Annotated in this window: 8 protein-coding genes and 1 pseudogene; all 9 read right to left on the reverse strand. The window is 73.0% G+C overall.

What is annotated here, in order from left to right; genetic code table 11:
* Nucleotides 1-10 precede the first annotated feature (10 nt).
* Nucleotides 11-6556 (reverse strand): amino acid adenylation domain-containing protein, encoded by a 6546-nt coding sequence (locus ACZ6JS_RS28065; RefSeq protein WP_469301993.1) that lies wholly within the window; start codon nucleotides 6554-6556, stop codon nucleotides 11-13.
* 177 nt (nucleotides 6557-6733) lie between these two features.
* Entirely contained in the window at nucleotides 6734-7528 is a 795-nt protein-coding gene (locus ACZ6JS_RS28070; protein ID WP_469301995.1) for a thioesterase II family protein, read from the reverse strand.
* A 369-nt stretch (nucleotides 7529-7897) separates the two neighbouring features.
* Nucleotides 7898-8695, reverse strand: coding sequence for an ABC transporter permease (locus ACZ6JS_RS28075; protein WP_030838603.1), 798 nt, complete (start codon nucleotides 8693-8695; stop codon nucleotides 7898-7900).
* Entirely contained in the window at nucleotides 8692-9705 is a 1014-nt protein-coding gene (locus ACZ6JS_RS28080) for an ATP-binding cassette domain-containing protein (RefSeq protein WP_469301996.1), read from the reverse strand. Before ACZ6JS_RS28080 ends, ACZ6JS_RS28075 begins: the two co-directional genes overlap by 4 nt.
* 45 nt (nucleotides 9706-9750) lie before the next feature.
* Entirely contained in the window at nucleotides 9751-10599 is an 849-nt protein-coding gene (locus tag ACZ6JS_RS28085; protein WP_469301997.1) for a DUF4097 family beta strand repeat-containing protein, read from the reverse strand.
* A 130-nt stretch (nucleotides 10600-10729) separates the two neighbouring features.
* Nucleotides 10730-11263, reverse strand: a complete 534-nt coding sequence (locus tag ACZ6JS_RS28090; RefSeq protein ID WP_469301999.1) for a toxin-antitoxin system HicB family antitoxin — start codon at nucleotides 11261-11263, stop codon at nucleotides 10730-10732.
* A gap of 506 nt (nucleotides 11264-11769) precedes the next feature.
* On the reverse strand, nucleotides 11770-12618 hold the full coding sequence (ddaH, locus tag ACZ6JS_RS28095; RefSeq protein ID WP_469302001.1) for a dimethylargininase: 849 nt from the start codon (nucleotides 12616-12618) through the stop codon (nucleotides 11770-11772).
* 104 nt (nucleotides 12619-12722) lie between these two features.
* Nucleotides 12723-13223 carry a hypothetical protein gene (locus ACZ6JS_RS28100; RefSeq protein ID WP_356811704.1) on the reverse strand — a complete coding sequence of 167 codons (501 nt, stop codon included), beginning with the start codon at nucleotides 13221-13223 and terminating at the stop codon, nucleotides 12723-12725.
* Between the two features lie 133 nt (nucleotides 13224-13356).
* A pseudogene (locus tag ACZ6JS_RS28105) lies at nucleotides 13357-14235 on the reverse strand (SPFH domain-containing protein); the annotation flags it as partial.
* Nucleotides 14236-14378 lie beyond the last annotated feature (143 nt).

Here is a 14378-nt window from a genome sequence, read left to right on the forward strand (position 1 = left end):
CGGGATCATTTTACTGTCCACTCCTGTCCATCTTGCGCAGTCGAGGCCGGCTCGACGTGCCTGCGTTCTTGACCGTGCGCGAAAGTTCTGAGATTGCGTGGGACTCGAAGATCGACCGCAGGGGCACGCTCACCCCGAGCACCTTGCGGATACGGCTGGTGAGCCGTGTCGCCAGGAGGGAGTTGCCTCCCAGTTCGAAGAAGTCGTCGTTCATGCCGACCCGTTCGACGCCGAGCACCTCCGCCAGCAGCTCGCACAGAGCCGCCTCCTGCGGGGTGCGCGGCGCCCGGTAGGGGCGGGCCGCGGGCTCGGGCTCGGGCAGTGCCGCCCGGTCCGTGCGGCCGTCGCGGGTCAGCGGCAGCCGCTCCAGCGTCACGAGGACCGCCGGGACCAGGGCCGCGGGCAGCTGCTGCGCCGCGTGGGTCCGTACCTGGTCGGCGTGGGCCGCGGGGTCGGCCACGGGGTGTCCGTCGGGGGGCACGATGTAGCCCACCGACTGGGCTGTCCCGCCGGGCCCGTGGCCCTCGCGGACGACCACGACGGCCTGCTCCACCCCGGGGTGCTTGGTGAGGACGGCCTCGACCTCGGCCGGTGCGACCCGCGTGCCGCGGACGGCCGCCTCCGGGCCGGTGCGCCCGAGGAGCTCCAGGCGGTCGTCCGCGGTCCGGCGGACCAGGTCGCCGGTGCGGAACATCCTCGATCCGGGCGGCCCGAAGGGGTCGGCGACGAACCGCTCGGCGGTCAGCGCGCCGTGGCCCCGGTAGCCGCGGGCCGGCGCGCCGCCCGCGAGGTACAGCTCGCCGACCGCGCCGTGCGGTACGGGGGTGAGGCCCGCGCCGAGGACGTACGCCCGCACTCCGGACAGCGGCGTTCCCACGGGAACGGTCCCCGTGCCCGGCGGCTGCTCGCCGTCGGGCGGTGAGTACGCGGTGGCGGGGCCGGTCTCGGGGTGGCCGTGGACGTTGACCAGGCGGGCGCCCGGCGCGGACCCGGCCGCCCGCAGCGCCAGCGCGGCCGGCAGCGGCTCGCCCGAGAACACGATGGCGTCCACGGCGGTGTCCTCGGCCGTCTCGTCGAGCAGGTCGGCGAAGGCGGACGGGCTCGTGGCGAGCACCCCGCCCGTGCCGGCCGCGCCGTCGCGGAGCACCTCGACGCCGCCGCCCGCGCAGAGCGCGGCGACGATCTCCGGGACGGGGAGTTCGGTGTCGGGGGCGGTCGCCGGCAGCAGGTGCCGCCCGGCCGCGGCAGCGCCGAGCCGCGCGAGCAGCCCGGACACCCGCCCGGTCAGGTTGCCGTGGGTGGTCTCCACGCCCGTCGGCCCGCCCGCGCTGCCGCAGGCGTACGAGAGGTAGGCGAGCGAGTCGGCCCGTACGGGGGGCGCCGCCGGGGCCGGTCCGCCGTCCCCGCGGTCCGCGGCCTCGAGGGCGAGCGCGGCCACGCCGGTGTCGGGCAGGGAGGCCGCCGTGTCCGCGTCGGTGAGCACCAGCAGCGGTCGGGCGTCGGTCAGGACCCGCGCGAGGCGGTCGGCCGGGTACCGCGGGTCGAGGGGGAGGACGGCGGCGCCGGACTTCAGCACCCCGAGCAGCGCGACGACCAGCTCCGCCGACCGCGGCAGGGCCACCGCGACCGTGGTCTCCGGTCGGGCGCCGCGCCCGGTCAGGGCCCTCGCGAGCCGGTCGGCCCGCTCGTCGAGCTCCCGGTAGGTCAGCGACCGCCCGCCGTCGGCCACCGCCACGGCGTCGGGGGTGGCGGCGACACGCCGCGCGAAGAGCGCGGGGACCGTCGTCGTACCCGAAGGGTCGTGCGCGCCGGCGGTTTCGGCTCCGGTGGTGCCGGGGCCGTGCAGGAGGCGGTCGCGCTCGGCGGGCTCCAGCACCTCCACGGCAGCCACCCGGCAGGAGGTGTCCTCGGCCAGCCGGCGCAGGATCATGCCGAAGCGGGCGGCGAGGGACTCGGCCGCGGCCGGGTCGAGCACGGTGCGCCGGTACTGCACCGCCAGGCGCAGCCGGTCGGGTTCGATGAAGGCGAGCACCGTCACCGGGTAGTGGCTGGCGGTGAAGGAGCGGATGCCGGTGATCGAGATCCCGGCCTGCCGGCTGGCCTCGACGATGCCGGCCCGGTCCATGGGGAAGGACTCGAAGCCGATGATCGTGTCGAAGAGGGATTCGACGCCCGCGGCCTGCTGGATCTCGCCGAGGCCGAAGTGGTGGTGGTCCATGAGCGCGGCCTGTCGGCCCTGGAGCGCGGTCAGCAGTTCGGCGACCGTGTCCGCGGGCGCGCACCGCACCCGTACCGGAAGGGTGTTGAGGAACATCCCGACGGTCGCGTCCACGCCGGGCAGCGCGGGCGGGCGGCCGGCGACGGTGGAGGCGAAGACCACGTCCTGGCGGCCGGTGAGCCGGGCCAGCAGGATCGCCCAGGCGCCCTGGACGACCGTGTTCAGGGTGACGCCGAGCTCGGCCGCGCGTCGCTGGAGCTCGCGGGAGGCCTCGGCGGGCAGCGGCACCTCCGCCTGCCGCATGGCGATGTCCTCGGCCGGTCCCCCGGAGCCGTCCGCGGGGGTGGTCCGCGGGGCGCAGACCACCGGGGCGAGCAGGGTCGGCTCCCCCACCCCGCTGAGCTCCTCCCGCCAGACGCGCGCGGACTCCTCGCGGTCCTGGCGGGAGAGCCAGGCGAGGAAGTCGCGGTGGTTCCGGGCCGGTTCCAGCCCGGTGTCCTGTCCGTCCGAGCCGTAGAAGGTGAGCAGGTCCTGCATCAGCAGGGGCACCGACCAGCCGTCGAACAGCACGTGGTGGGCGGTCAGTACGAGCTCGTGGGTCCGCTCCCCGGTCCGGACGAGGGACATCCGCAGCATGGGCGGGGCGAACTGGTCGAAGTGCGTGGTCAGGTCCTGCGCGAGGAACCGTTCGAAGGCCTCCGTGCGCTCCGCCTCGTCCAGGCCCGACAGGTCCAGGTCCTGCCAGGGCAGGGTGACGGAGTCGAGGACGAGCTGGACGAGATCCCCGTACGCGTTGTGCACGAAGGCGGTCCGCAGGCCCGCGTGCCGGTCCAGCAGCGACTGGCCGGCGGCGCGCAGCCGACCCGGGTCCACCTCGCCCGACAGGTGCAGCGCGTACTGCACCTGGTAGGCGTCGAAGGAGGAGTCCTCGAAGACCGAGTGGAAGAGCAGGCCCGACTGCAGGGCGGTGGTGGGCCAGACGTCGGTCAGGCCCGGGAAGCGCCGCTCCCAGCCGTCGATGTCGTGCTGGCTCGCCGTCACCAGCGGCAGGTCCGAGGGGGTCAGTCCGCCGGCACCGGGCTCGGCCGCGTGCCGGGCGAGCGCTTCCAGCGCGGCGCGCCACAGGTCGGCGATCTCCCGTACCTCGGCCGGGGAGAGCACTCCCTCGGGGGCGCTGAACACGGCGTTCAGCACCGGCCCGGCCGGCTGGTCGGCGACGGTGGCGTTGATGTCGAGTTCGGCGGAGGCCGGCATCCGCGGGTCCTGGGCGGCGTCGAGCTCGGCCAGCTCCGCGATGGCCGCGGCTTCGGGGGCCTGGGTGAAGCCGAGCCCGCTCAGCTCGCCGGGCATGTCGGCGGCCGACGAGAAGCGGCCGAGGTAGTTGAAGCCGACCTGTCCGAGAGGGTGCTGCTCCAGGACGGCGGCCGTCTCCCGGTTCAGGTGCCGCAGGAGGCCGTAGCCGATGCCCTTGTCCGGAAGGGCCAGGAGCTGTTCCTTGACCTTCTTGACGGCCAGGCCGGCGGCCGGGCCGCCCGCGAAGGCCTCGTCGAGGTCCACACCGGCGAGATCGAGGCGCACGGGGAAGGCGGTCGTGAACCAGCCCAGCGTGCGGGCGAGGCTCGCGCCGGGCGCCGCGGCCTCTTCCCGGCCGTGTCCTTCGAGGCGGATCAGCGCGGAGGCCTCGTCGACGGAGCGGGTGCGCCGCCACTGCGCGAGGGCCAGGGCCAGCGCGGCGAGCAGCCCGTCGTTGACGCCGCCGCGGAACGCCGCGGGCAGGTCGGTCAGCAGCGCCTCGGTGACCGACACCGGGAGCTGCACACGGGTGGTGTGCACGCGGGCCCGTACGTCGACGGCCGGGTCCAGCCGCCGGGCGCCGAGCAGCGGGTCGGGGCCGTCGACGACCGAGCGCCACAGGTCGAGTTCCGCGGTCCGCCCGGGTCGCTGGGCCTCGTCGGCGAGCGCGTGCGCCCAGCGGCGCATCGAGGTGGCGACGGGCGGGAGTTCGGGTGTGCGGCCGGCGCGGACCTGCTGCCAGGCGGAGGCCAGGTCGGGCATCAGGATGCGCCAGGAGACACCGTCGACGACGAGGTGGTGCAGGGCGAGCAGCAGCCGGCCCGCGCCCCGCTGCGGGGCGAACCACACGAACTGGGCCACCGCGCCCGCTGCCGGGTCCAGTCGGCCGGCCGCCTGCTCCAGTTCGCCGAGCAGCAGGGTGCGCCAGGAGCCGTCGTCCCAGCGGCCGTCGCAGGTGACGCGGCGCAGCAGCGGGTCCACGGCCACGGAGCCCGCGGGTGCGACGACCAGTCCGGCTCCTTCGCCTTCGCCGTCGCCGTCCGACACCAGGCGGGCGCGCAGCAGGTCGTGGCGGTCCACGACGGCCGTCAGGGTGGCGGCCAGGCCGGCGGCGTCGATGTCCTCGGGCAGCTCCAGCACCATCGCCTGGAGGAAGCGGTCGAAGCCGGGGCCCCAGTCGCGGATCCAGCGGGCCACGGGCAGCAGGGGCATCCAGCCGGTTCCGCCGCCGTCGAGCTCCTCCAGGACCGGTCCGGCGGCGCCTCGCCCGTTCGCGACGGCGATCTCGGCCAGGCGCGCGACGGTGCGGTGCTCCACGGCCTGGCGGGCGGTGACCACGAGGCCGCGGGCCCGTGCCCAGGACACGACCTGGAGCGACTGGATGCTGTCGCCGCCGAGGGTGAAGAAGTCGTCGTCGATGCCGATCCGGTCGCGGCCGAGGGCCTTCGCGTACAGCTCGGCGAGGATCTCCTCCTGCGGGGTGCGCGGGGCCCGGTAGGTGGCGCCGGTGAACTCCGGCTGCGGGAGCCGGGCCTTGTCGAGCTTGCCGTTCGGGGTCAGGGGCAGCCGGTCCAGCAGGACGAACGCCGCGGGGACCATGTGGTCGGGCAGGTGCCGGCCGGCGTAGGCGCGCAGTTCCGCGGTGCCGAAGCCGGAGTCGAGGGCGATGCTGCCGTACGCGCTGCCCTGCGGGCCGCCGTGGCCGGGGCGGCCGGAGGCGGCGGGTACGACGTAGGCCACCAGCCCGCGGCTGCCGCCCTGTTCGTAGGGGAGGACCGCGGCGTCGGCGACACCGGGGTGGCCGCTGAGGACGGCCTCGATCTCCAGGGGTTCGATCCGGATGCCGCGGATCTTGACCTGGGTGTCCGCGCGGCCGTGGAAGACGAGGCCGCGGTCGGGGGTCCGCTCGACGAGGTCGCCGGTGCGGTACATGCGCGCGCCGGGCTCGCCGAAGGGGCAGGCCACGAAGCGTTGCGCGGACAGGTCGGGGCGGCCGAGGTAGCCGCGGGCCAGCGAGGCGCCCGACACGTAGAGTTCGCCGATCACTCCGGTGCCCACGGGGCGCAGCCGGTCGTCGAGGACGTGCACGCCGGTGTCGGTGATCGGGCCGCCGATCGGGGGTACGCGGCCGTCGCCGGCCAGCGGCGCGCTCATGGTGGCGCACACGGTGGTCTCCGTGGGCCCGTACGCGTTGATCATGCGGCGGCCGGCCGACCAGGTGGCGACGAGTTCGGGGGTGGTGGCGTCTCCGGCGACCACCAGGGTCTCGACGCCGGCCAGGGCGCCGGCGGGGACCGCGGCGAGCACCGGGGGCGGCAGCGTCACGTGTGTCACGCCGTGCCGGGCGATGGTGTCGGCGAGCGGGGTCCCGGGGGCGAGGGCCTCCTTGTCGGCGAGGACGAAGGCCGCCCCGGACAGCAGGCCCATGCACATCTCCCACACCGAGGCGTCGAAGCTCGGCGAGGCGAACTGCAGCACGCGGCTCGCGGGGCCCGCCCCCAGTCGCCCGACGTGTGTGGCGAGCAGCGGGGCGAGGCCGTTGTGGGTGACGACGACGCCCTTGGGCCTGCCGGTGGAGCCCGAGGTGTAGATGACGTACGCGGACTGCGCGACGCGCTGTGGGCGGATCCGGTCTGCGTCGGTGAGCGGGGCGGCCGCTTCGCGGGAGACCGCCCCGACGGTCTCGGGTGCGTCCAGCAGCAGTACGGGGAGCGGGAGTTCGGGAAGTTCGCCGCCGGTCGGCGTGTCCGCCAGGACCAGGCGGGCGCCGGAGTCCTGCGCCATGTACCGCAGGCGCTCGGCCGGGTACGCGGCGTCCATGGGGAGGTAGGCGCCGCCCGCCTTGAGGACCGCGAGGACGGCCGTCCACAGCTCGGGCGAGCGGCGCAGGGCCACGCCCACGACCGTTTCCGGCCCGACGCCGCGGTTCACGAGGAACCGGGCCAGGCGGTTGGCCCGCGCGTCGAGTTCGCGGTAGGTCAGCGACGTCTCGCCGAAGACGAGGGCGACGGCGTCCGGCGAGGCGGCGACGTGCTTCTCGAACATTTCAGGAATCGTCGCCACCGGCACCGCCGCGTCATGGAACGAGCACAAAGCGACCATCCCCCAATGGTTGGACATGAAGACCGGGATCTCATGGGTTTGATTTCTCAATTAATCGCAGCCGGAACGTCGGCGCGGCAACCCGTAAAAGCTGCCATACAGGCATTGCCCATCGGGAGCTTAGGGCTCGAGAACCGTTGCGGCGATGAATTCGAGCAGCTCGGAGCTCAGTCCGGGCTCGAAGAGGTAGAAATGCCCGCTGGGGTAGACGCGCAGGTCGAACGCGCTGTCCGTGTGGGCACCCCAGGTCTCCATCTCGCCGCGCGGTGCCCTGCTGTCGGATGTGCCGACGAGGGCGGTGATCGGGACGTCGAGGCGGGCGTCGACGGGCATGGCGTGACGCTCCCAGAGCGCGAAGTCGTCCATGACGGGCGGCAGCAGGGCCTCCATGGCGTCCTCGTCCTCGGCGAGCTCCTCGTCGAAGCCGCCGAGCCGCAGCACCTCGGCCCGGAACTCCTCGTCGGAGAGTCCGTGCAGCTGGGGACGGTCGCGGAAGGGTACGGGCGAGGCCTGTCCGGAGAGGAACAGGTGGGCCGGCCGGGGACCGCCGCGGGTCTGCAGGGCCAGTGCCAGCTCGAAGGCGAGCAGGGCCCCGCAGGAGTGGCCGAAGAAGGAGAAGGGGCCGTCCAGTACGGGCCGCAGGGCCTGCGCCAGCGTGCGTACGAGCGGGCCGACCTCGGTGGCGGGGTCCTCCAGGATCCGGTTCTGCCGGCCGGGCAGCTGTACGGCGACCACCTCGATGGCGTCCGGGAGCTGGTGCACCCAGTCGCCGAAGGCTCCGGCGCCGCCTCCCGCCTGGGGGAAGCAGACCAACTGGTGGCGGTGTCCGGGCCGCCTGGCCCGCCATATGAAGGGGCTTTCGACGACGAGCCCGGCGCCGGTTTCCGTTGCGTGGCTGCGCGTGTGCATGGCCATGTCCCCTCTGCATCGGGTCGGACGGAAGCGGGAAGCACGAAGAGGGAAACGGAATGCGAAATGCGGAACACGATGCCGGATTGATGGCACAGGGGGCCGGTTCAGATCGGCCGTGAATTTGTTTCCCCGCTCTTCCGGATTGATCGTAGAAGTGGCCCGGGGGCGAGGCAAGGAATGCCCGCACTGCTCTGCCAGGGCGGCACTGGTGAGCGATTCCTCCTTGCGTTTTCGGCCACCGTGTCCCGTTGTCCGTGCTGCGGGCGTGCGGGCCGCCGTCCCGTCGACGGGACGGCGGCCCGCACGAAGAACGGGGCCGCCCGGCCTTCGGCCGGGCGGCCCCGTTCGCGTTTCGGTGCGTGCAGCGGACCCTTAGATCTTCGCCTCGCGCTTGAAGGCCGAGCGGGCCCAGAGGAAGCCGAGGAGGCTCAGGACGACGCCCCAACCCAGCGCCAGCCAGGCGCTGTTGCCGATCTCGGTGCCCATGAGCAGGCCGCGGAGGGTGTCGGTCATCGGGGTGAAGGGCTGGTACTCGGCGAACCAGCGCAGGCCGACCGGCATGGACTCCGGCGGGACGATGGCGCTGCCGAGGAAGGGCAGGAAGGTCAGCGGCATGGGGGCGTTGCTCGCCGCCTCGACGCTGCTGGAGCCCAGGCCGATGGCCGCGGACAGCCAGCTGAGGCCGAAGGCGAGGAGGGCGAGGATGCCGAGGGCGGCGAGCCACTCGACGAAGGTGGCGTTGGGGCGGAAGCCCACCAGGAGCGCGACGCCGATGACCAGAACCAGGCTGATCATGGTCTGGATGACGTTGCCGACGACGTGCCCGGTCAGCACGGAGGACTTCGAGATCGACATGGTCCGGAAGCGGTTGATGATGCCTTCGGTCATGTCCGTGCAGACGGAGACGGCGGTCGAGACCGCGCCGGCGGTGGCGGCCATCAGGAGGATGCCGGGCGCGACGAAGTTGGTGTAGTCGCCCCGGTCCCCCGTGCCGCCGCCCGGCAGCTCGATGCCGGCGCCGAGTGCGCCGCCGAAGACGTAGACGAACAGCAGGAGCATCAGGATCGGCATCGCGACGATCGAGATCGTCATCGAGGGGTAGCGCTGGGCGTGCTTGAGGTTGCGGCGCAGCATCGTCATCGAGTCGCGCATCGCGTACGTCGTGCTCATCGGCGGGCCTCCTGCGCCGTGGTGGCCGGGCCGGGAACGGAGGTCGCGTGGTGGCGCGACCCGTCACCGGTGAGGGCGAGGAAGACGTCGTCCAGGTCGGGCGTGTGGACGGTCAGGGCGTCCGCCTGGACTCCCGCGCTCTCCAGCAGGTCGAGTACGGAGCGCAGTGCGGGGATGCTGCCGTCGCTCGGGATCTGCAGGGTGAGCTTCTCCTCGTCGCGGGCGCCGGGGCCGAGGGCGAGCCGGCGGGCGGCGGCGTCCAGGCTGAGCACGTCGGAGAACTGCAGGCGGATGTGGCCGCCGGGGATGCGGCGCTTGAGCTCGTCCGCGGTGCCCTCGGCGACGATCTTGCCCTTGTCGAGGACGGCGATCCGGTCGGCGAGCTGGTCCGCCTCCTCCAGGTACTGCGTGGTGAGGAAGATGGTCACGCCCTGGGCGGTGAGCTGCTGGATCAGGTGCCACATGGTGCGGCGGCTGCGGGGGTCGAGGCCGGTGGTCGGCTCGTCGAGGAAGATCAGGCTGGGGTTGCCGACGAGGGTCATCGCCAGGTCGAGCTTGCGGCGCATGCCGCCGGAGAAGGTGGAGGCCATCTTGCCGGCGACCTCGGTGAGTTCGAACTGCCGGAGTAATTCGGCGGTGCGGCGCTTGCCCTCCGCGCGGTCGAGGTGGTGCAGGTCCGCCATCAGGAGCATGTTCTCCTCGGCGGTCAGCAGCCCGTCGACCGCCGCGAACTGGCCGGTGACACCGATCTTGGCACGAATGGCGTCCGCGCTGCGCTGCAGCGAGTGCCCCACGACGGTCGCCTCGCCGCCGTCGGCGGAGATGAGCGTCGAGAGGATCTGGACGGTGGTGGTCTTCCCCGCGCCGTTCGGACCGAGGAGCGCGAAGATCGTGCCCGCCTGCACGTGCAGGTCAATCCCGTCGAGTACGAGCTTCTCGCCGTACGACTTGCGCAGGCCGACTGCGCTGATCCCCTGGGGCGGGGCCTTCTGTTCGGTCGCGGCACTCATCGTGCCCCCTCCAATTCGTAGCTGTTGCGAGGCAGAGCTCTGACGTCAGGCGCCGTGCGCACGCTGGATGGTGATGTCGCCGAGGCTGGTCCTCGCGTGCACCTTGACCGTCTCCGCGCCCTCGGTGGGGCCTTCGGCGGAGCCGAGGGTGCTGTAGACCGTCCCGGACTGGGAGTTGATGTCGAGCCAGGCGGCAGTGCCCTGGCGGATCCCGACTTCGAGGTTGCCGGCTTTAGTCTGGAGCTCGACGGTGCCCCGCGCCACTTCCTCGATGCGTACGTTGCCGTTCGAGCTCTTTGACGACACAGACCCTTGCGCGCGGCCGACGGTGATGTTTCCATTGGCGACCTTCAGTCGCAGATCGCCCGCCACGTCGTCCAGCCACGTGTTGCCGTTGGAGTTCTTGATGTCGGCGTCGCCGCCGACGGTGCGGATCCTGACCTCGCCCGAGCCGGTGGTGACGTCCACGTCGCCCGCCGCCGTGTCGAGCTGGATGTCGCCGTGCTGGGTCTTGAGCCTGGCCGCGCCGGTCTGGTCGAGGCGGATGTAGCCGGCGCTGGTGCGGACCTCGCACTCGCCCAGCGTTCCCTTGCAGGTGAGGTCGCCCATCTCCAGCGTCCCGACGAGACGCGAGCCCTGGGGCAGGGCGACGTCGACGGTGACCGAACCACGGGCGCTGAACAGGCCGCGCGCCTTGGGAGTGCGGATGGTCAGGTTCCCGTCGGCGAAGTCGACCTTCGTCTCCTCGGCGGCGCGCTGGTCGTCCTTGTCCCCGGCGGTGCGCGGGTGGATCTCGACGACCGTGTCGGTGCGCTCCGCGGCGCTGATCCGGGCGACTCCGACCTCGACGTGGATGGTCGCGGTGATGGGTCCCTTGGTCTCGTAAGAAGGCATGGCTGTCCCGTCCTCGTGGGTCTGGTGGCCGCCCCCGCTGGCGGGGACGTGAAGATGGCGCGGGAGTGGTCGGCTCCCGTACGCCGGTGTCGTGTCCCGGCGCCGCCCCCTGCGGCGCCGGGCCCCTGCGCTAGCTCACCCAGCCGGTGAAGCTCCGCCTGCCGCCGCCGCGCCGGGGCGCCTGGGTCTCGGCCGGCCGTCCGCCGCCGGTCTCGAGGGCGCCCGAAACCGCCCTGACGAGCCAGGCGTTGAGGGAGAGCCCCTCACGCGCCGCGGCCTGCTCGGCCCTCGTCTTGACGTGGCCGGGGAGCCGGAGGTTGATGCGTGCGGTGCTGCTGTCCTCCCCTTCCGGCGCGGGCGGTACGGCGGGCAGGGCGGCGGGGGCTTCGTCGAAGTCGCCGGCCCCGTAGGGCTCTTCCCTCGGCGGGGCGGTCACGACGAACTCGGGCTCGAGCCCGCGCAGCCGTACGTCGACCGAGCCGGGAGCGAGCTCCCGGGTGACCTCGCCCATGGCGTCCGACAGGGCGGTCAGGAGGGTGAGCCTGGCTGCCGACTCTAGCGGGGCGGTGAGGCGCTCGGCGAGAGCGCGGGCTTCTTCGCCGCCCGCTTCGGCGGCCACCGCGAGCTCGTGCCGAAGATTTGCGACGTAGGGGCTGAGGTCCATGTCCCATAGCATGACACACAGATGGCGCCATGACGAGCCAATCTGGCGCCACAGGTGCCACCATTTCTAAAGCCGCAGGTCAGAGCGTGTGCCATAAGTGAGCCAAGCTGAGCCATGGGGGCGCCACGGGGTGCCACTCCTCCAGTGATGCCGACAAACCGGCGCCCCGGGTGCCACCGCGGACCGGCGAGGCCGCGCCCGTGCCGCGCCGTGCCGGGCCGTGTCCGAACAGACCCGGAAGAGGCGGACCGGCTCGCTCCGGCGCGCGGCACGCGGGATCGCGGCACGGGAATTCCGCGGGAGGCACATTCCCAATCATCCGCCAGAACGCATAAGCATTCACGGCGCCTCCGAAATGCGACCGCTGGGTCGTCCTGTCGACAGGACGACCCAGCGGCGGTTCCGTACATTTCGCCGGCCGAATGCGGGCCGAGGCGGTATCGAGGGCCCCGCGCCACTGAAAGCGCACCCGGGAAGCGGATAGGGCGGCGAGCGCAAAGCGGCGGTTACGGCCGGCCAGGTCGGTCGGCGTCCGGCGCCGGACGCAGTTCCAGCGTGCAGCACTTGGCGCTGCCGCCGGCCTTGAGCAGCTCGGACAGGTCGACGCCGATCGGCTCGAACCCGCGCTCGGCGAGCTGGGCGGCCAGCCCCCGCGCCTGCTCGGGCAGCACCACGTGCAGGCCGTCGGAGACGGCGTTCAGCCCGAACGCCACCGCGTCGGCCTCCTCGGCCAGGACCGCGTCGGGGAACCGGTCGGCGAGCACCGCGCGGCTCTCCGGGGAGAACGCCGCCGGGTAGTACATCACCTCGTCGCGGTCGAGGACCGAGAGCGCGGTGTCGAGGTGGTAGAACCGCGGGTCGACCAGCGTCAGCCCGAGGACCTGCCGCCCGAAGAACTCCTGCGCCTCCCGCTGCGAGCGCGGGTCGCTGCGGAACCCGCTGCCCGCCAGGAGGGTGTCGCCGACGAGCAGGAAGTCGCCCTCGCCCTCGTTCACGTACTCCGCCTGCCGGACCTCGCCCCACCCCCGCTCCGCGAACCAGTCCAGGTACGCCGGCGACTCCCCGGCCCGGTAGTCGTGCCGGAAGCGGGCGACCAGCACCCGCCCGTCCAGCACGGTCGCCCCGTTGGCAGCGAACACCATGTCCGGCAGGTCGGGCACCGGCTCGATCAGGTCGATCCGGTGCCCGAGCTCGACGAACAGGTCGTGCAGCCGCTTCCACTGGGAAAGGCTGGTTTCCGTCACCGTGGGCTTCGTGGGGTCCATCCACGGATTGATCGAATACCGAACGTCGAAATAGTGCGGACGGCACATCAGATAATGCCGCGGCCTTGCCGTTCGCCCTGATTGGCTCATGGTTTCCCTCGATGCGGAGTCGGTTCACGGATACCTCGTGCCACGATATCCGCGCCGCCGCCGCACTCAATAGGAGCGGGTGAACAGGTGGCCAATTTCCGGTTTCAGGGCATGGCCTCCAGTACGGCGTCCACGGTGAGCTTCCATGCCGGCTCGGCGCCGGTCCCGAACGCCGCGGCGAGCGCGTACCCGACGGCCGCGTCGTACCCCTCCGGCTGCACGTCCCCCCACTCGGCGGTCACCCGCCCGTCCCCGGTCGAGACGAACATCCCGAGTACCGCACCGCCGCGCGACAGCCGGCTGCCGTCGAGCGAGACCGGAACGAACCGGTGGTCGCCGACGTCGACCCGGTAGGACGTGCGGGTCAGGAACCCCTTGGAGGGCCGCAGCTCCACCTCCGCTCCCCCGACCTCCATCGCCAGGCGTTCGGGGTCCCGGGTCCCGATCGGCACATGGCTCTCCGCCGCCGCGGCGCCCGTCCGCCTCATCTCGACCCGCGGTATCCCCTCGCCGTGCACAGCGAGGGTCCCCGCCTCGTGGTCGAGTTCGACGGTGACGGTCCCGAACAGCGGGTCGTCGGCGGGCGGGTAGGAGTGCGCATGCATCAACGGTTACCTGCTCTCTTGTGCTTGGGGAACCATTGTCGGGCTCGCCCGAGCCACGGGATCGACACGCCTGACCTACCGGAAGGCCTCCGGACCGGAGTCCTCCCCCGCGGTCCACCAGACGCCGAGCCGCTGGCGGGTCAGACGCCATCATCTGCAGCATGGCCGCCTCCCCGTACTTCTCGAAGGCGTCGGCCCGCTTCTGCATGGCCTCGGCCTCCGCCGCGCCCTTCACGGCGATCGCGGCGGCGTCGGCGTCACCCTCCAGGCGGACGGCCTCGGCGATGGCGGCACGGGGTGCCCGCTCGGCCTCGCCGCGCTTGGCACCCTCGATGGCCTCCGCCTCCGCGAGGGCCTGCCGGCGCTGCTTCTCGCCCTCACCGGTCAGGCGGGCGCGCTCGGCCTCCGCCTCGGCGGCCGCGATGCCGGCCAGGCGCTCGCCCTCCGCCTCCTTGACCCGGGCGATGCGCTGGGCCTCCGCCTGCTGTTCGGCCTCGTACCGCCTGGCGTCGGCGGGCTTGCGCACCTGGGCGTCGAGTTGACGATCGGTCAGTGCGGCCTGTCGTTCGGCCACCTTCTCCTGCTCGGTGAGGATCTGCTGCTGCCGGTCGGCGTCTGCGAGCGGTCCGGCCGCGCTCGCCCAGGCCGCGGCCGCGTCGGTCTCGGCCTTGATCTCGGCCTGGCGCAGGTAGAGCGTGCGCTGCGCGAGCGCGATCTCCTCCTCCGCCTTGAGCCTGGCCTGCTCGGCGGTCCGCCGGGCGTTGGCCTCCGCGATGTCGGCCTCCTGCCGGGCGCGGGCGGCCTCGGGCCGGCCCAGGTCCTCCAGGTAGGAGCCCTCGGTGGTGATGTCCTGGATCTGGAAGGCGTCCAGGACCAGGCCCTGCCCGGAGAGGCTGGTCTCCGCCTCCTCCGCGACCTGTCCGGCGAAGGCGGCCCGGTCGCGGATGACGTCCTCCACCGACATCCGGCCGACGATCGCCCGCAGCGCGCCGGAGAGGACCTCCTGGGTGAACTGGCGGGCTACCGGTCCGTACTCAACGGCGCGAACCCCGAGCTGAGGGCATCGGCCGACAAGGCCGAAGAGATCGCGGACCTCACGTCGCGCATCGCCCAGTGGGTCAACGACGGTGTGGAACCCGGCGAGATCGGGGTGGC

Source organism: Streptomyces sp. NPDC046349, assembly GCF_055587885.1.